This is a genomic window from Spirosoma knui, assembly GCF_054780635.1.
Window position 1 is genome coordinate 177,854 of sequence record NZ_BAAGVY010000011.1, and the last position, 17,487, is coordinate 195,340.

The 17,487-nt window shown below is 51.1% G+C and carries 15 protein-coding genes; 9 read left to right on the forward strand and 6 right to left on the reverse strand.

From position 1 onward, the window contains the following. Positions 1 to 141 precede the first annotated feature (141 nt). From ACYVIY_RS21405 to ACYVIY_RS21420, 4 genes are all read left to right on the forward strand, one after another. Entirely contained in the window at positions 142 to 918 is a 777-nt protein-coding gene (locus ACYVIY_RS21405) for a LytR/AlgR family response regulator transcription factor (protein ID WP_460978436.1), read from the forward strand. Between the two features lie 71 nt (positions 919 to 989). Next, positions 990 to 1,499, forward strand: coding sequence for a SixA phosphatase family protein (locus tag ACYVIY_RS21410; protein WP_460978437.1), 510 nt, complete (start codon positions 990 to 992; stop codon positions 1,497 to 1,499). 189 nt (positions 1,500 to 1,688) lie between these two features. Next, positions 1,689 to 2,189, forward strand: coding sequence for an FAD-binding oxidoreductase (locus ACYVIY_RS21415; RefSeq protein WP_460978438.1), 501 nt, complete (start codon positions 1,689 to 1,691; stop codon positions 2,187 to 2,189). Between the two features lie 13 nt (positions 2,190 to 2,202). Then, entirely contained in the window at positions 2,203 to 5,496 is a 3,294-nt protein-coding gene (locus ACYVIY_RS21420) for a M4 family metallopeptidase (protein ID WP_460978439.1), read from the forward strand. 65 nt (positions 5,497 to 5,561) lie between these two features. On the opposite strand, the gene ACYVIY_RS21425 is transcribed toward ACYVIY_RS21420, so the two are convergent. The 3 genes from ACYVIY_RS21425 to ACYVIY_RS21435 are packed head-to-tail and all read right to left on the reverse strand — an operon-like array spanning position 5,562 to position 9,279. Then, the gene (locus ACYVIY_RS21425; RefSeq protein WP_460978440.1) at positions 5,562 to 7,007 is read right to left on the reverse strand and encodes a M56 family metallopeptidase; all 1,446 of its coding nucleotides are present in this window, start codon (positions 7,005 to 7,007) and stop codon (positions 5,562 to 5,564) included. Beyond that, positions 7,004 to 8,911 (reverse strand): M56 family metallopeptidase, encoded by a 1,908-nt coding sequence (locus ACYVIY_RS21430; protein ID WP_460978441.1) that lies wholly within the window; start codon positions 8,909 to 8,911, stop codon positions 7,004 to 7,006. Before ACYVIY_RS21430 ends, ACYVIY_RS21425 begins: the two co-directional genes overlap by 4 nt. Beyond that, positions 8,908 to 9,279, reverse strand: coding sequence for a BlaI/MecI/CopY family transcriptional regulator (locus ACYVIY_RS21435; RefSeq protein ID WP_460978442.1), 372 nt, complete (start codon positions 9,277 to 9,279; stop codon positions 8,908 to 8,910). Before ACYVIY_RS21435 ends, ACYVIY_RS21430 begins: the two co-directional genes overlap by 4 nt. A gap of 373 nt (positions 9,280 to 9,652) precedes the next feature. Between ACYVIY_RS21435 and ACYVIY_RS21440 the strand changes: the two genes are divergently transcribed. Beyond that, on the forward strand, positions 9,653 to 10,093 hold the full coding sequence (locus ACYVIY_RS21440) for a response regulator (protein ID WP_460978443.1): 441 nt from the start codon (positions 9,653 to 9,655) through the stop codon (positions 10,091 to 10,093). A gap of 101 nt (positions 10,094 to 10,194) precedes the next feature. On the opposite strand, the gene ACYVIY_RS21445 is transcribed toward ACYVIY_RS21440, so the two are convergent. Continuing rightward, positions 10,195 to 10,575 carry a hypothetical protein gene (locus ACYVIY_RS21445; protein ID WP_460978444.1) on the reverse strand — a complete coding sequence of 127 codons (381 nt, stop codon included), beginning with the start codon at positions 10,573 to 10,575 and terminating at the stop codon, positions 10,195 to 10,197. Positions 10,576 to 10,830: 255 nt separating this feature from the next. Between ACYVIY_RS21445 and ACYVIY_RS21450 the strand changes: the two genes are divergently transcribed. Further along, positions 10,831 to 11,157 (forward strand): hypothetical protein, encoded by a 327-nt coding sequence (locus ACYVIY_RS21450; RefSeq protein ID WP_460978445.1) that lies wholly within the window; start codon positions 10,831 to 10,833, stop codon positions 11,155 to 11,157. Positions 11,158 to 11,271: 114 nt separating this feature from the next. On the opposite strand, the gene ACYVIY_RS21455 is transcribed toward ACYVIY_RS21450, so the two are convergent. Further along, on the reverse strand, positions 11,272 to 11,724 hold the full coding sequence (locus ACYVIY_RS21455; protein WP_460978446.1) for a hypothetical protein: 453 nt from the start codon (positions 11,722 to 11,724) through the stop codon (positions 11,272 to 11,274). A gap of 138 nt (positions 11,725 to 11,862) precedes the next feature. On the opposite strand from ACYVIY_RS21455, the gene ACYVIY_RS21460 reads away from it, so the two are divergent. The 3 genes from ACYVIY_RS21460 to ACYVIY_RS21470 all read left to right on the forward strand — a co-directional run bounded on the left by ACYVIY_RS21460 (position 11,863) and on the right by ACYVIY_RS21470 (position 15,755). Continuing rightward, positions 11,863 to 12,159 carry an SCP2 sterol-binding domain-containing protein gene (locus tag ACYVIY_RS21460; protein ID WP_460978447.1) on the forward strand — a complete coding sequence of 99 codons (297 nt, stop codon included), beginning with the start codon at positions 11,863 to 11,865 and terminating at the stop codon, positions 12,157 to 12,159. Between the two features lie 86 nt (positions 12,160 to 12,245). Continuing rightward, complete coding sequence (locus tag ACYVIY_RS21465) at positions 12,246 to 13,667, forward strand: Gfo/Idh/MocA family protein (RefSeq protein ID WP_460978448.1); 1,422 nt, start codon at positions 12,246 to 12,248, stop codon at positions 13,665 to 13,667. 108 nt (positions 13,668 to 13,775) lie between these two features. Further along, on the forward strand, positions 13,776 to 15,755 hold the full coding sequence (locus ACYVIY_RS21470) for a sensor histidine kinase (RefSeq protein WP_460978449.1): 1,980 nt from the start codon (positions 13,776 to 13,778) through the stop codon (positions 15,753 to 15,755). 117 nt (positions 15,756 to 15,872) lie between these two features. Here ACYVIY_RS21470 and ACYVIY_RS21475 read toward each other — a convergent pair whose 3' ends face one another. Next, positions 15,873 to 17,429: a DHA2 family efflux MFS transporter permease subunit gene (locus ACYVIY_RS21475; protein WP_460978450.1), complete on the reverse strand. Its 1,557-nt coding sequence runs from the start codon at positions 17,427 to 17,429 to the stop codon at positions 15,873 to 15,875. Between the last annotated feature and the right edge of the window lie 58 nt (positions 17,430 to 17,487).

Consider the following 17,487-nt stretch of genomic DNA (forward strand, 5'->3'; position numbering starts at 1 on the left):
ATCGGGTGCCGGATTAGGCGTTGTTTTAACGGGTTCAGGCAACGTATTGCTGGTTCGAGTCACGATGCTGTTGAACGAGCCAGCATAGCGTAGTTACTTTAAGGTTATAATGCGTGAGCCCCTTAGCCGCGAATGAATTCTATGAATGTCTTACTTATCGAAGATGAAGAGTTGGCCGCCCGCCGACTCAGTAAGCTGCTGGTTGAGATTGATCCTAATATAGAGATCGTCAATACGTTGGCCAGTGTGGAAACAGCGGTTGATTACTTAAAAACGAACCCCGCCTTGGATTTGATTTTCATGGATATTGAACTGGCCGACGGGCAGAGTTTCGAGATCTTTGAGCAGACAACGGTATCGGCCCCGGTCATCTTTACTACGTCCTACGACGAATACGCCATCAAAGCGTTTAAAGTCAACAGCATCGACTACCTGCTGAAGCCTATTAAGCAGCCTGAACTGGCGGCCAGTTTGCAAAAACATCACCAACTCAACCGGAAACCCGAAGCGCCACCGATTCAGGTCGTAGCCATCGATGCTCTTGTGCATCAGTTGCGGCAGCAGTCGCAGGCAACGGAATACAGAAGCCGGTTTCTGGTACGTTACTTATCGCAGTGGCTACCCATCGAGGTCACGGATATTGCGTACTTCCAGGCTGAGGAACGCGTTACGTTGTTTCGCACGCGCTCGGGGCAACGGTACACAGTTGATTACAAACTGGATGAGTTAGAGACCATGCTCGATCCGGCGCTCTTTTTTCGCATCAATCGGCAGTTTCTGACGAACATCAACTCCATTCAGCAAATCCATTCGTATTTCAACCACAAGCTTAAGCTGACCCTGCAACCAGCCCCAACCGGTGAGGTGCTGGTGAGTCGGGAGCGGGCTACTGATTTCAAAAAATGGATGGGTAAGTAAACCCAGCCTCATAAAGCGCTCGACTCTTGTGAGCGCTTTTTTTGTATCATTGCGGCATAACCGCCCGAGTCATGCGCCTGATTTCTGTTTTCAGTACGTTGTTGATGTTGGTATTGAGCAGTTGCTCTACCACGACTGTGTACATCGTTCGCCATGCCGAAAAAGTGGATGAGACCGACTCGACCGACTTAAGTCCGGCTGGGCATCAGCGGGCGCAGGCGCTGGCCGATACACTTGCCAACCGGGGTATTGACTCTATTTTTACAACGCCCTACCGACGCACCCGACAAACGGCCGAACCACTGGCTAAACGCATCAAGGTTCCTTCGGTTGACTATGCGCCCAAGCCGCTGGACGCGATCAGCAAACGAGTCAGTGGGCTTAAAAACAAAACTGTTCTGGTCGTTGGCCATAGCAACACCATTCTGGAAATTGCTCGCGGATTAGGCGCTACGCCAAGCCTGGCGAAAATCGAATCAGGTGATTTCGATAATCTGCTGCGGGTGCGCATTCAGCGTCGCGTGTTTGGTACGTCAGTCGACATTTCGCAAACCACCTACGGTCAGCCCACCCCTCCCTGATCGTTGCTCTAGTTGCTTTCGGGTTCTCTAACCCGGTTTGGCAGCAAACCGGTCGACGTTTGCTATCCGGTTGACGCTGGTTAAATGACGGTCAAGGCCCTGCTTTTTACAAATCATACAAATAGCGTATTGATGGGCCTGGGCGTGGCCTATACATTTGTTCCGGCGTACTTATCAAACGTATCCGGAATGAACGCACGTTGTATCTCCATTACCCTGCTGGTTCTGTTGCTGAATCAGGTCTTGGCACCGGCACAAACGCCCATTGCTTCGGCTGACCGCGTGCCGGCGGGTCGTAAAACAGCTTCTGCCGTGACTCCCGCTACGTATACCGGTCGCCAGGTTATGGTCGGGAGCGGGGGCGGATTTACGGGCGCTTCCACTACGTATTACCTGCTTGACAATGGCCAGCTCTTCGGCCGTCGCAGCAGCGATTCTCTGTACACATCCCTCGGCCGCCAAACCGCAACGGCCACGAAACGGGTATTTACAACCGTCGAAAAGACCTGCAAAATCAAGACAACGAAGTTCAACAAGCCCGGCAACCTCTACACCTTTGTGCAGTGGCGCAAGGGCAAAGAAACCTACAGGGTGGCCTGGGGCGCACCGGGAACAACGGTTCCTGAGCGCTATCCAACATTCTATAGGTCGTTCCTGAAAATGATTCCGGTTTCGGTTCAGCTTAAATAAGTCTTCTATCCAAATGAAAACACCTCTTCTTTTTTTAAGTCTGTGCGTGGCCAGTGCCACATGGGCGCAGCAACCCGGAGCGGGGTTCAGGCAAAAGCTCAAAACGACGGCTCCTACGCCGGGTTTAGCCGAGAAACTCAATGCCACGATTATCAACAACGCGAAATCTTCCGCCAACAGCCAGGCCCGGCTGGCAGCGGCTCCTTTAGCGTTGTCTGTGCATCCAACGCAGGTTAAAGTTGTGCGGGATTCATTAACGAATTTGCCCGTCTTTATTGAACGCAACGTAGTCAGGTCGGGCACGGCTACTTCCGCAAATAATCGGGGGGCACGGCTATCGGCAGCGGCAATTACGTCGTCGACGTATCAGTTTATGAACCAGGTGCGGGGCTTGCTTAAAGTGAACAACCCCGAGTCTAATTTCACCGTTGCCCGCACCGAGCAGGATGAACTTGGGCAGACGCACGTTCGGCTGACGCAAAGGCACCGGGGTATTCCCGTCCTGAACTCTGAATTGGTCGCCCACCTGACCGATGGCGAAGTGACGCTGCTGAACGGCCGGTACAAGCTGGTGCCGGAAAACCTGTCGACTACGCCAAGACTGACCCTTACCCAGGCATCAGCCCTGGCGTTGAAAGACGTCAACAAAACATCGCCGGTACGTTCGTTTGGCGATAACCTCTTCAAGTTGAACCAAGCAAAAGGTGATCTCTGCATTTTTCCGACCAGGCAGGGGGCAACCCGGTTAGCCTATCGGCTCACCGTGCGGCCGAACCTGATGGAGCGCTGGGAATACGTAGTCGATGCGCAAACGGGCGAAATCCTCAATAAATACGATAACACTTGTACGTTCGTTGGACCCGGCAGCGTGAAAGCGTCAGCTAAGGACCTGAACGGCGTGATGCGCTCGTTTCAGACGTACCAGCAAGGCAGCAAATATTACATGATCGACGTATCGCGGCCGATGTTTAATGCCGACAAGTCGATCATGCCCAACAGTCCGGTAGGAGCGATTATAACCGTTGATGCCAGCAACAGTAAGGAAACCGACGCTAAGATTAAACGCAATCAGATTGTATCAACGACCAATACGGACTGGAGCCCAACGGCTGTATCGGCGCATTACAACGCCACTGTTGCCTATGAGTATTATAACAAAACCTTCAAGCGAAATGCGCTGGACGGTTCGGGCAGTACCATGTTTTCGGTCATCAACATCACCGATAAAAACGGGAAAGGGCTCGACAACGCTTTCTGGAACGGGGAGATAATGGGCTACGGGAACGGAAATCTGCTGAAACCACTAGCCGGTGGATTAGACGTAGCGGGCCATGAAATGACGCACGGTGTGATCGAGAAAACGGCGGGGCTGGTGTATCAGGGCCAGTCGGGGGCGCTCAACGAATCGTTTGCGGATATTTTCGGCGTGATGATCGATCGGGCGAACTGGACATTAGGCGAAGCCGTAACGCCAACCAGCGTTATTTCGACGGGTGCACTCCGCGATATATCAAATCCGAACCAAGGCAAAGCACCTAAGGCCAGAGGGTATCAACCCGCCACCATGGATCAGTTTGAGCAGCGCGAGGATGACGACGACAACGGTGGGGTGCATAGTAACAGCGGTATCGCCAACTTTGCGTTCTACAAGTTTGCAACGGCCGTTGGCAAAGAAAAAGCCGAGCAGGTGTATTACCGTGCGCTGACCACGTACCTGGTTGCTTCGTCGCAATTTCTGGATCTGCGGCTGGCCGTCATTAAAGCCGCGGGCGACCTGTACGGGGCTAACGGAACCGAAGTGGCTGCGGCCAAACAAGCCTTCGACGCCGTTGGCATCACGGAAGATACCCAGACAACGCCGGGTAAGCAGCCCGATTTACCGGTAGCGTCGGGGCAGGACCTGATGCTGTTGACCGATCTGAAGGGGTCGAATCTGTATTCAACCAATATAACGCAGCCCAACGCTACGTTCGATCAGAAAACAAAGACGGCTTTACAACACCGGCCGAGCGTTACGGATGATGGAAAAGTGGCGTATTACGTATCGTCCGATAAACGCATTCGCTCGGTTAATCTGACAGGAGCGCCCGAAGAATTTATCGTCTCCGACAAAACGATCTGGGATAACGTAGCGATTTCGAAGGATGGTACGAAACTAGCCGCTTTGACGGCTGACCGTGATGCGTCGATTTACGTCTATAGTTTCGCGAAAAAGAAATGGGCAGAGTTTAAACTGTATAACCCTACATACACAGAAGGTGTCGTAACAAATAACGTACAGTTTGCCGATTCATTTGAGTGGGACTACTCGGGGGAGCAGCTCGTGTACGATGCGTATAACTCGACCGGCGACGAGACGGGGTACTGGAACGTTAGCTTCATCAACGTTTGGGACAACAAAGCGGATGATTTCGCGGACGGCAAAATTCAGGGGTTGTTCTCAAGTTTACCCGAAGGCATTAGCATCGGTAATCCCTCGTATGCGAAAAACTCCCCCGGCATTATCGCGTTCGATTATTTCGATCAGGATAACGACGAGTATTTTATTGTTGCCGCCGACCGGAGTATTGGGAAAGCCTATGAAGTGTTCGAAAACAATACATTAGGCTTTCCCAGCTACTCACGCCTGGATGATAAATTGGTGTTCAGCCACGAAGTCGACGGAAACGAAGGGATTTCGGGCGTCGTTCTGGGGGCCGACAAGGTATCGTCTTCCGGGAAAGCCGTTGAGCTGTACACCGGTGCCAAGTGGCCGGTCTGGTACACGCAGGCAACACGGACTGCACCCGCCAAAACCGCGCAGACCATTACGTTCGGTGCGATTGCTGACCGGTACACAAATCAGGGCGATATGACTTTAAAAGCGACGTCGTCGTCGAACCTGCCGGTGAGTTTTCAGGTACGTAGCGGACCGGCGAAGCTCACCGGCTCGAAGTTAACGTTTACCGGGGCAGGAACGGTTACGGTTCGGGCTATTCAGGAAGGCAACATGCAGTTTGGCGCGGCTGTTCCTGTCGATCGAACCTTCAAAGTCGTGGCGGTTACGGGCCTGGAGCCAACCTGGTCAGACGCGCTGCTGGTGTACCCCAACCCGGTTCAAACCACGTTGACGGTTGAAGTACCCGCGAGTGAAGTTATTCAGAACGTATCGCTTAAGACGCTGACCGGCGCTACTATACTGCAGCCCGCTATACCGGCTCGCCAGCACGCAGCAACGCTTGATGTTAGTGAACTGCCAACGGGCGTGTATCTCCTGCACATTCAAACGCCGAGCGGTGTTGCCAATCGAAAAGTCGTGAAAGAGTAATACTTACACAGGTGTGTAGCCCTCCCAGCCTCCCCTACAAGGGGAAGCCGGGAGGGCTACTTTCATTAGTTCGTCGTGACCGCAACGGTTGCCGTGCCGTTGTCTTTACTAACATCGACACGGCTGATCTTATTAGTTGGTATGGCCTCGACCTGTGCTTTAGTCGCCGTTTTGCCATTGATAGTAAAGGATTTTACCTTGTCAAGGCTCGATGATTGAGTCTGGCTGCTGGGAACCGGTGGTGGCGGAGGGGGAGCGATCGCTTCGTTGGTTTGATTCCCCGGATCGTTCAGGGTGAAGTTGATGGGTAGGTTAAACTGGGTATTCACCGTATGGCCATTCTGTAGCCCTGGCTTCCAGCGGGGCATCAGGCTGACCACCCGAATCGCTTCTTCATCAGCACCAAACCCAATTCCCTTCAGAATGTTGACGTCTTTGACGTCTCCGTCCTTTGTCACGATAAAACGGACAAACACCCTACCCTCAACCTGTGCTTTTTGAGCCTTTCTCGGATAGCGTAAATTTTGCATGATGAACTTACCTAGTTCGCTCATGCCACCTGGAAACTCGGGCTGCTGCTCAACAACCATGAAAATTTCACCGTTGATACCGGCTTGACGTAACGGCTGATGAACGGTAGGTCGTCTCCCTTCGGTTACAGCTTGGTCGGGCTGAGTGCACATAACCAGAAGCCCGGCTAATGGCAGTACAAGGGCGTAGCTTACCAGCGCCCAAGGTTTGGATTGGGGTTTTTGAAGCATAACGATACGTTGTTTTAGGGTTGATACAGAAGCAAAGGGCGTAGTAAGGGCCGTTGACGGGACGTTGAGCGCGTAAGCCACTAACTGACGGGCGTAGTCGGGTTGGGGAGTTTTCAGCACTGCCCGATCCGCTAAAAATTCATGAACTTCCTGGATCGACTGTTTATACAGCCACAGCACCGGATTGAACCAGAATCCGGCACGTACCAACTCAATAAATAGCACATCGCTGGTGTGGCGCTGGCGAATGTGTGCTTCTTCGTGCCGGATGAGAGCATCCGGTTGGCTACCGGCGTCGCTCTGGTTTAGCACCAGATAGTGTCCAAACGAAAACGACGGAGTTGAGTCGTTGGGTAAGCAGACGAGCGTGTAGTTGCGACGAACTTCCTGCCTGCCCTTTTTAACGAGTCGTAATACCGCCAGCAGGTTTATGATAAGTCGCACGAGCATAACCGAAACGCCCAAGCCATACAAGAGCCAAAGCCATTGGTCCACCGTTACGTCATCGGTTTGACGAGTGGCCGTTGTGCCAACACCAAAAGTTGGCAGGCTGATGGTGCTGATCGGTAACGACTCGGCAGCGCGATCAGGCAAATCAACTAGTGGAAGCAGCAGCGACATGCCTACGGAGAAGAGTAAGTAAGCCCGATTGAGCGCGAAAAACGTAGTTCGGCGCAGGAGCAGCCTGTAGCAACCGTAGAACAACAGGAGGAAGAGACTCACAGTGAGCAGGTAAGATAAGCCGTTCATGATTTCTTCGTGGTTATGATAACGACTCCATACTTGCCTTTTTCGCCATAGATCGCCTGTGCCGATGCATCTTTCAATACGTCGATGGATTGAATGTTTCTGCCATTAAGGTCTTTAACCACTTTGTCAGAAACTTCTGCCCCATCAAGAATATAAAGAGGGCTCTCGCCTAATGGCCCCAGCGGACCTACACCACGTATACTTACCGTAGAAGGTCGCTTCCATACTGAATCAATCGCTGGGTACGACTTGGCTTTTGTGTCACCGTACAAGGTGTATTTAGCGTTTTTAGTGTTGTCCAAGATGATATTGAAACCTTGTTTCGCACCTGAATCTGGTTTCGCAGCTGGGGCGCTTTCTTCCAGGGAAAACAGCACTGGCAAAACGTACTGTGCTGATACCGGCTTTCCATTTTGCTGGCCTGGAATCCACTTAGGCATTTGCTTCACTACACGCATAGCTTCTTCATCACACCCGCTGCCAATGCCTTTTCTTACTTGTACAGGACCAATTTTTCCGCTTGGAAGCACCACAAACTGGACAAAGACAGTTCCTTCTACACCCGCCTTCTGGGCACTAGCAGGGTAGCGTAGCGTCTGCGCTACATACTGCATCAAGCCTGGTATACCCGTCGGAAAAACAGGGGGCTCCTCTACCGCTGTGTACACCCTACCGTTAATTATTTCAGAAGAGGGCGGTGTCCTGACGGGCATGTTCGGATTTGGTTTGATGGCTTTGTAGACAGCCGTAGAACCCATTGCTGGCAGTTCAGGAGCCTCTTGAGGAGCTAAGGCTACATTAACGACAGACTGTTTATCAATCGGAACAATTACTGTCTCAAAGCCGACGAAGCTGATCGATAGCCTATGCGAGGATAAGACGTTCTTTAATTGGTATCGCCCGTTGGCGTCGGTTGGTATACCCTTACCGGTGTTGGCGTCTGTCACAATAGCCCCCGGCAAAGGTTTGCCATCAACAGCACTGACAACCCGGCCTGTTACGGTCTTTACGGGATCATCCTGTTGGGTGAAAGCCGTTGTAATCTCCTCCCGAGCCGTTGTCATCGCCAGCAGCCCGAGCGCTAAAGGCAATACCAGGACGTATTTGCTCAGTGCCCAGCGGGTTGTAGCGGTTTGGTGCAGCATCTGAATGCGTTGCTTCAGCAGTGACGGGGTGAAAAAGCCGTTGGCAATGGGATAGTGTCCAGCTTCAGTGGGTTGTAAACCAAAGGCGTAGGCGACCAGGAATTGAGCGTAGTTGTTTGGCTGGTTCGCTTCCCGATCGGCCAGAAATTCATGGACCTGACGTAGCGCCCGTTCGAGTAGCCATAAGGCCGGGCACAGCCAGAAGACAGCTTTGAGCAAAGCCAACGCCAAGACATCGAAACTGTGAAGCTGACGAATGTGCACGAGTTCGTGCTGGATAATTAACTCGTTTCGGCGGTCGGCGGGATTGGCAACCAGATATCGAAAGAACGAAAACGTCTGTACGGCTCGATCACTGGATTCGACCAGTACATAACCATCCTGAACGTATTGGGTCGATTGCCGGATCAGGCGCAGCAACCGGCCGATTTGCCGCCCTAACCGAATCAGTAAGACCACCGCCACCAGGCCATACGCCCACTGGCCGATCAGCATCCAGTCCAGACTCGTTTCAATGGGTGCGGGGGCGGCCGCTATTGCCGTTGTGGGTAGAGCGATAACGCCTACTGGTAGGGGGAGCGTTTCGGCAGTCTTGGTGGGCAGGCTTAGTAGCGGTAACATCAGCGTCAGCATGACCGATACTAGTAAATACGCCCGGTTCAGTCCAAAAAACGTATGCCGACGTAGTAACAACCCGTAGCAGCCCACAAACAGCAGACCATAGAGGTTAGCTTTCAGGAAATAGTCAAGGGCGTTCATTGGTCTTTCTTTTTGTTTAGGAGGGTAATGATCTCGTCGGCTTCAGAAAGGCTGATGTTTTTCTCCTGTACGAAAAACGAAACCAGCTTTTTCAGCGATCCATCGAAGTAATTCGTCATCAGTTGCTCGGTCTGGTACCGGCGGTACTGCTCTTCAGTGATGAGCGGGTAGTACTCATGCGTTTTGCCGTAGGCCGTATAACCCACCAGTTCCTTTTTCTCCAAAATCCGAATGATGGTCGACACGGTATTGTAGGCGGGCTTAGGCTCTGGCAGCTCGGCCAGTACGTCTTTGACAAATCCTTTCTGAAGTTGCCAGAGTACGCGCATAATCTCTTCTTCGGCTTTGGTCAGTTCACGCAGTTGCATAAAATTAAGTACGAAGGCTGATGATATTCGAAAGGTATGACTAATGATTTAGTTTTACAACTAATATATTAGTTGTTTGTTTCAATTGTTCGCTTACTCGGGTAGTATTATAGCTACGCTTTATTGAATGGATGTAGTGTATTTGTGATTTGCCCGAAGCGGTAATTGAGCCATAAAAACAAGTCTGCCTGCGTCGGAGAGCCACACTTTATCCCGAATCTGGTCTGCAGGGACTTGATCGGCTTTTTGTTGCGTAGTGAAATCGCCAGATGAAGCGGTATAGAATTTTTAGGAAAGAGAATAGCATTTCGCCCTGTTCGAACAACTGACCTAATTTACTTTATCCTTATTTTTGGGGTTGTAAATCATGGGTATGCCTTCTCAATTTCCTATTCTTCTGATCGATGACGATCCTAATGTGGCGGATATTCTCATTCGGGCCGGTGAACAAGCTTTCCCTGAAGCTATATTTATGCACGTGAGCAGTTTTGCTGAGGCTGCTACGTATCTGGATGATTTAACGGGTAGAGGCCCGCGGCTAATTCTGTTGGATATTGATTTACAAACGGGTCCCAACGGGTTTGAGTTTTTGTCGTTGATTCGGGGGCACGCGCAGGGGAGCTTACTTCCAGTAATTATTCTTTCGTCAAGCCAGGAAGAACGCGACACCTGGGAAGCGTATCAGCGGGGCGCTACAGCGTATACTCAAAAACCGTTCGATTACAAAGAATGGAAAACGTACATCAAACAAATCCGCAGCTATTGGTACGAGACGGTTACGTTGCCCCAACTCTGGTTTAACAAAGAAGCCTAATCCTCGCTGTCGGGAGAATCAGATTAATAAGCTGGGTTTGTTGCTTAGACCCAGGCTGAGCCAGTAAGTTATTGACTGCTGGAGTGGGGGAGTCATGCTGGCTAAGAGCTGGAACCCGATGCCAGATACAACCTGATCTGCGCTTTATAAACCAGTTCATGGATAGCTCTTGTGTGCTCAATCAACTTCCGGCAATGCAGTTTATAAGCTGCAGGATTGCTTTCATCCAGTCGGTCAATGTCGGTCAGCAGGGTTTTTAATTCAGTCTGTATGGTTGTCGCCAGTGATACAAGTGCCTCGGCCGGACACTGCCCTGCATACGGAACTGTAGTTATCGAGCTCGTTTTCAACTTGTTCTTATACCGGGTTAAGTCGGTATAAACGGTATGCAGAGCTGACATAGCCTTATGCCACTGAGCAAGAATGGATTCCAGATTGTACTCATCATCAGATGGATGATTTTGTGGTGAGTAGTCATCCATGATTTCGTTTTGTTTAATCTTTACATTGATATCAGCAGTTTATCCTCTACAAAAATCGTACTCAATTTTTGCTTTATAGGAAAAAAGTGAACTAAAAGACCTATTCAATTAGACTACTTCTCTGAATTGGCGAAGATGACTCAGTTTCATAAGCATCATCCATCAGACCGTATGATTAGAATAAAACGATAACTATATCAAACTAATAGGCTATAAGGTTTACTAGTGAATCATCTTAGTAAATCAGATAGTCACATGAAAAAGGCAATAATGACCGTCGCTTTGGGCGTAGCCATCGCCACGGGAAGTGCAATGGCCCAATCCGGATCAGGAAAATCAGGGGGCATGAGTCCAGCTCAAAAATCAAACACAGCTACGAACAGCCAGTCGAAGACTGGACCAAGCAATGGTCTTCAGCAGTCGAACAAAGGTGGCTCTACGTCGGGGCGGACAACGAACGGGATGGGCAGTATTGGCGATCAGCGGGGGAGTACCACCCAACAGGGATCATCGAACAGCAAATCAGGGAGTTCCACTAAGAAATCAACGACCAGCTCCGGATCTAAAACCGGAAATCAGTAGGACGATACGTTCCCCTGAGAAATTTGGGTGATTTATCGCACCCTGGCAAAAGGTACCCAAAGATATGCCTGTTCGTTTGTACACGCGGCTCTTTGGGTACCTTTTGCTGTTTTGTCAATGCATATCCTTCAGGTTCAGGGCGTACAGGCCGATGAACATCAAACTGAAAAATACGCCGAAGGACGTATTCAGGGCCCCAAATCCGGCTAACGTAATGGGTAAGATGATGCCAACGAGAACACCCACGACGTATATCCAGAAACCCATCCGACGAAGCCGGAACATCAGTACGGCTCCTATCAGCGTCAGCAGAGAGTAGGCGAACTGCGCGATGGACAACGCCCTGATTTCGTTGGTATCACCCGGCATCGGCTCGTCGCCCGACGCGCGGTCTTCGAAGTATTGCTTGGGTAGCGTCTTTTGCTGTTCGGGGGTGTAGGTACGCTTGATGTATTGCGTTTGGGATACGGCGTCCGTGTGCATAAACGAGACAACGGCATCGACCAGGCCCACCGCGCAGCTAAGAAAGGTGAGAATACAGAGTACGGTTAAAAACTGAGAACGCATTAAGGAGATGCGGGCGGGCCCGCTTTTTGTCGTTTTTAGGATAAGCAAACTGGCTTGTTTGTGCAGGCTGACCCCTTGAACTTAAAAACCTTATTTTCGCGGCAGAGTTTCCTTACCAACTAACGAAATCACAACAACATGACTTTGCAAGAACTAACCGAACAAATTCGGAATAAAGCCACTCACGCCGACAGCCTGAATGCCAGCGCAAAAATCGTTACGGATCAGGGCGTTGTGTACATTGATGCGAAGCAGTCGCCCGTGACTGTCACCAACGAAGATAAACCTGCTGACTGCGATCTGCACGTCAGTATAAACGATCTGATTAAAATGGGAACGGGTGATCTGAATCCCATGATGGCCTTTATGTCGGGAAAGCTAAAAGTAAAAGGCGATATGAGCGTGGCTATGAAAATGGGTCAGCTAATGGCGTAAATAGCTGTTTATCTGTTTGGTTGTTTGCGTGTTTGTCCGTTGATTGCACGTACCTAAATACCCGAACAACCAAACAGATACCAAACATGGCTAAGCCCTCTCGTCGTAAATTTTTGCAAAGCAGCGCGCTGTCGGCGGCTGCTTTTTACATTGTGCCCCGCCACGTATTAGGTGGTAAAGGATTTGTGGCACCGAGCGACAAGCTCAACATAGCCGCCGTCGGCTGTGGCGGTAAGGCCGATGTCAACATCCGGCTGGCCTATAACAAGGGCTCCGATAACATTGTCGCCCTGTGCGATGTCGATGATCGGCAGGCCAAAAAATACCGGGCTCAGTTTTCCAGCGCTCCTTACTTCCAAGACTACCGCGAGCTGTTCGACAAGGCCGGAAAGACCTTTGACGCCGTGATTGTGTCGACACCGGACCATATGCACGCGCCAATTGCTATGGCAGCTATGCAGCTTGGTAAGCATGTGTACGTCGAAAAGCCCCTGACGCACGACATTTATGAGGCTCGTATGCTCACCGAAGCCGCCCGTAACTACAAAGTCGTTACGCAGATGGGTAATCAGGGCAGTTCGGGCGACGCGACCCGGATCATTGAAACGGCGATCAAGAACAAGATGATTGGTCATGTGCATACGGTCTATTGCTGGACTAACCGTCCCGTATGGCCCCAGGGCGTTCGGTCGCCCAAAGACAAAGGCGAATCGCAGCCGGTACCCCCCGAAGTTAACTGGCCGCTCTGGCTGGGTACTGCCCCCGCCCGCGACTATCACGAAGCGTATATGCCGACCCGTTGGCGCGGATATTGGGATTTCGGTACCGGTGCGTTAGGCGATATGGGCTGTCATTTTATGGACGTACCGTTTCGGGCGCTCAATCTGAAGTACCCAACCTCCGTTGAGTGTAGTGTCGGGTCCGTCTATTCCGATTTCTTCAAGGAAGCGTTCTACGACGATGTTTGTCCGCCATCGTCGGCTATTCATTTGACCTTCCCGTCGGAAGATCGGAAAGTAAAGGAAATCAGATTCTCCTGGTTCGATGGCGGTATCCGGCCTCAGTTGCCCGAGGGAGTGGAGTATGACGAAGTCTTTCGGGAGATTGACGGCGGGATGCTGTTCATTGGCACGAAAGGCATGCTTACCGGTGGCCTGTTCGGGAACAACCCGAAGCTATTACCCTCATCTAAATTTGCCGATAAAGCGTTACCTACCCCCGAAAAACCCCTGGTTGACGGCAAAACCGAAGGGCACCAGCAACAGTGGGTAAAAGCGTGCAAAGAAGGGTACGGTACCTATACATCGTCGTCATTCGATCAGTCGGGGCCCCTGACCGAAACGGTGCTGATGGGTAATCTGGCCACGCGTTCGTATCTGGCACGCGAAGGCGGAAAGTTTACCGGTCGGAAAAAGCTGTTCTGGGATGGAGTGAACATGAAAATAACAAACTATGACTACGCCAATCAATTTGTTCGTCGTCAATATCAGGGCGGCTATACGCTGTAAATCAGCGACTAAAAAAGGAGTAGGGCCGCTTATGTCCGGTCTTACTCCGTATACCAACCTTGCTTGAGAAGCAATTCCGGTCTACTTTAGTGGGATACCTGACCCCCAATGAAACCGCTTGCCCGACTTATATTCGTCCTGTTGAGTAGTTGGTTGCTGGTGATCCAGCTGGCGACTCAGCCCCTGAGTGCGCAGTCGGTTGTTATTTTATCCGCGGATCAGGACCGAATTTCGCTGGAAGGCAAATTAGCGTATTACGTTGATTCTACGCGATTTAGAACCTTCGCCGATATTAGCCGTGTCACCATCCAGGCGGCCTTTCAGCCCGTCACTACGCCCGTCCCCAATTTTGGCTACATTACCGGCCTGAAAGCCGCCCGCCCGGTGTGGTTGCGGTTCAATGCCATAAATCCCAGTGGTCAGGATCAGACGTTGCTGGCTGAAATTGACTTCTGGTGCTTTGATGAGTTGCAGCTTACTGTGGTCGATAAGCAAAATCGAACCTTGTCTGTATCGCCGGTTATTGGGTGGAAAACGCCCGTATCGCAACGTATTAAACAGCATCGCTATTACTGGTTTCCGTTTACGGTGCCCGCCAATCAGGAGGTAACGGTGTACCTGCGGATGCTAAAACGGCGGGGTACGCAGATTGTGCCGATCGAGCTTGTTCATGAATCGGCTTATGAATCCATTGTTCAGAAAGGGTACCTGTTCTGGGGGGGCATTCTGTTCACGCTGACGTTTGTCGGCATCATGAGTTTATTCTTCTTTCTGGCAACGCTCGATCGAATTTATTCAAAATACATCTTCTGCCTGCTCGGTCTGCTGGGATTCTTCTTTATCAACGACGGTTTCATGAACCAGTTTGCGTTCAACGAGCAGTTCTGGTTGCCGGGACAGAACGTTTATTTTTTGTTTCCGCTCGTGCTTTTTTATTCGCAGTTGACGTTTGTCCGGTCATTTTTGTCGCTGGAGCGGACACCTTCCCACCGCTGGCACACCATCGGAACCATCGTGTTGTGGTCGGGGCTGTTGTGCCTGCTGACGCTGACGGCCGAGTGGATTGCTCCGCTTACGCCCACAACGGAACTGGTTTTAATGCGCATCTTCTCGGTCATTTACTGGTTTCCCATGCCCGTGATTGTTGCTTACATCATCATCAGCATCGTTCGGCGGTACCACATCCGCGAAGCCTGCCTGTACTTCGTAGCGGTGACGCCTTTTTTCGTACTGAATCTGGGGCAGGTGTTCGGCAACTTCAGGGTTATACCGACCTACCAGCCCGTTGCTGATTTTACGGATTATGCGTTAGCGGGTCTGTTTGAGGTATTGGTATTGACGTTTGGTCTGGCGTACCGGTATAAAATGGACCGGGATCAAACCGAACAACTAATCAACGAGCGCACGCTCCAGCAGCAGCGTACCTACGAAGCTGAAGTACAAACCCTGGCGATGAAAAATAGCCTGTTGGTCGAAAAGGAACGTATCGCCCGCGATCTGCACGACAATGTAGGGGCGCATCTGGCCTTCGTAGTGACGAACCTCACGCACATCAGCGATCAGGCCGAAAAAAAGACGGTAACTGACAGTCGGCAGTGGGCGAGCCAGCTCCGCGTGATTGTGACACATACGCGTGAGGCTGTTAAACTGCTGCGGGAAACCATCTGGGCGATTCATCGGGAAAGCTTCACGGTGGAGGAGTTTGCCGAACGCCTGAATCAGTACATCAACCGCTATTTTCAGGAAACCAACGGGCTGCATGTCGACGTGCAGGTGACGGGGGTATTGAGTCAGCCGTTGTCATCTAATCAGGTGCTAAACCTGTTCAGAATTGTACAGGAGGCTCTGAACAACGTAGTGAAACATTCCCTGGCCACCCGGGCCGTCGTGCAGTTAGAGGTTCAGTCGGCCGGTCATATCCGGCTTCGTATTGAAGATAACGGGCGGGGCTTTACGTGGGCGGACGGAGCGGTATCGGAGCAACATTACGGTATGAAAAACATGCAGAGCCGGGCCGAAGAGCTGGGCGGTACGTTCCGCGTATTTGCCGAAGAGGGCACCACGGTAGAAGTAAACGTCGGGGAGTGAGCGAGAGCGTATCGATTCTAGCTTGACTACGAGATAGATCTTTTAAACAGAAAATCCCGGAGATACGCAACTTTCTTAGGTCGCATCTCCGGGATTTTTTGATGTCATACCTTTGACTTACTCCATTGACATCTCTACATGGGCGGGTGTTTCAATCTTCTTGCCGATAAACAGCAGCAGCAGTGGCACGCAGATCATGAAGAAAGCGCCGATCACCAGAAACGCATCCGCATACGTCATAACGAGCGCCTGCTTGATCACGGCACCCTGCATAACCCCGTAGGCCTTACCCGTCGCGGTAATCAGGGCGTCGCCTTTCGACAGAAACAGGTTGGTATATTGCCGTAGCCGCTCGGCTGATAAGGGATTGTAGGTTGAGATATTGTCGGCTAAGCGGGAACTGTGAAACACGGTACGGGTCGAAATGTAGGTCGTCATGATGGCCGTACCGAACGTACCACCTAACTGGCGGATCATACCGGTCAAAGCTGATCCTTGTGGGATTTCGATATTATCCAGATCAGCTAACGTAACGGTGGTCAGCGGGATAAAGATCAGTCCCATTCCAACACCCCGAACAATGAGTGGCCAGAAGAAGTAATCCGGGCCAGCTTCGAGGCTAATTGCCGACAGATCGAAGCAGAAACCGAAAAATAACACGAAACCGATGGCCGCGTACCAGATTGGCGAAACGTAATTCTTACGTAACAAACCGCCAACGATTGGCATCATAAACCCGGTCATAATCGAACCTGGCATTAATAACAAACCGGTTTGGCTGGCCGTGAAACCCAGAATCGTCTGGCAAAAAACGGGGATAATGAACACGGATGCAAACAGCCCGAAACCCAGAATGAAGTTAAACAAGGTACCCACCGCGTAACGACGCCGACGCAACAACCGCAGATCAAGAATCGGCAGTTTAACGGCTAATTGACGCCAGATAAAGCCAACCAAACCTACCCCGGCGGCAAGCGACATGCCGACGATAAAGCCTGAATCGAACCAATCTTTTTCCTGACCTTTTTCCAGGATGATCTGTAAACCACCGATCCCCATAATCAGCAGAATCAAGGCCAGCCAGTCCATCTTACCCGCTATCATTTTTTCGGCGGGTTCTTTAATGTAGGCGTAAGTCAGTATGGTTGCTATAATACCGAATGGTATATTGATGTAGAACACCCAGTTCCAGGACAGGTTATCGGTAATATAACCGCCCAGCGTTGGACCAATCGATGGCCCGATGATGACCCCCACCCCGAAAATGGCGTTGGCGATACCCAGATCTTCTTTGGGAAATGTTTGAATCAGAATGGATTGGGCAGTTGTCAGTAAACCACCGCCCCCAATACCCTGCACCACCCGGAAAAACACCAGTTCCCAGACGTTGGTCGACGTACCGCAGAAGATCGACGCGATGGTGAACAGAATGATCGACGCGGCAAAGTAATTCCGGCGGCCGAGTTTGGCCGTAAGCCAGCCCGACATCGTAATCATAACTGCACTGGCGGCAGCGTAGCCCGTTACGACCCAGCTTATATCGCCCAGCGACGCGCCTAGGTTACCCATCATCTGGTTCAACGTAACGTTGACGATCGACGAGTCGATGGTTTGGAGCAGGGCCGCCGTTGTTACGGTGATCACCACAATCCATTTATCAAAGCCTAATTTCATAGTTTTATTAAGAGATAGGCGTTAGGAGCGGGAAGCGAGCAAACTTTATGCGGAACCT

Coding starts and splice junctions, on each gene's coding strand:
- ACYVIY_RS21405 (WP_460978436.1), top strand. CDS start 142: ATGAATGTCTTACTTATCGAAGATGAAGAGTTGGCCGCCCGCCGACTC.
- ACYVIY_RS21410 (WP_460978437.1), top strand. CDS start 990: ATGCGCCTGATTTCTGTTTTCAGTACGTTGTTGATGTTGGTATTGAGC.
- ACYVIY_RS21415 (WP_460978438.1), top strand. CDS start 1,689: ATGAACGCACGTTGTATCTCCATTACCCTGCTGGTTCTGTTGCTGAAT.
- ACYVIY_RS21420 (WP_460978439.1), top strand. CDS start 2,203: ATGAAAACACCTCTTCTTTTTTTAAGTCTGTGCGTGGCCAGTGCCACA.
- ACYVIY_RS21425 (WP_460978440.1), bottom strand. CDS start 7,007: ATGAACGGCTTATCTTACCTGCTCACTGTGAGTCTCTTCCTCCTGTTG.
- ACYVIY_RS21430 (WP_460978441.1), bottom strand. CDS start 8,911: ATGAACGCCCTTGACTATTTCCTGAAAGCTAACCTCTATGGTCTGCTG.
- ACYVIY_RS21435 (WP_460978442.1), bottom strand. CDS start 9,279: ATGCAACTGCGTGAACTGACCAAAGCCGAAGAAGAGATTATGCGCGTA.
- ACYVIY_RS21440 (WP_460978443.1), top strand. CDS start 9,653: ATGCCTTCTCAATTTCCTATTCTTCTGATCGATGACGATCCTAATGTG.
- ACYVIY_RS21445 (WP_460978444.1), bottom strand. CDS start 10,575: ATGGATGACTACTCACCACAAAATCATCCATCTGATGATGAGTACAAT.
- ACYVIY_RS21450 (WP_460978445.1), top strand. CDS start 10,831: ATGAAAAAGGCAATAATGACCGTCGCTTTGGGCGTAGCCATCGCCACG.
- ACYVIY_RS21455 (WP_460978446.1), bottom strand. CDS start 11,724: ATGCGTTCTCAGTTTTTAACCGTACTCTGTATTCTCACCTTTCTTAGC.
- ACYVIY_RS21460 (WP_460978447.1), top strand. CDS start 11,863: ATGACTTTGCAAGAACTAACCGAACAAATTCGGAATAAAGCCACTCAC.
- ACYVIY_RS21465 (WP_460978448.1), top strand. CDS start 12,246: ATGGCTAAGCCCTCTCGTCGTAAATTTTTGCAAAGCAGCGCGCTGTCG.
- ACYVIY_RS21470 (WP_460978449.1), top strand. CDS start 13,776: ATGAAACCGCTTGCCCGACTTATATTCGTCCTGTTGAGTAGTTGGTTG.
- ACYVIY_RS21475 (WP_460978450.1), bottom strand. CDS start 17,429: ATGAAATTAGGCTTTGATAAATGGATTGTGGTGATCACCGTAACAACG.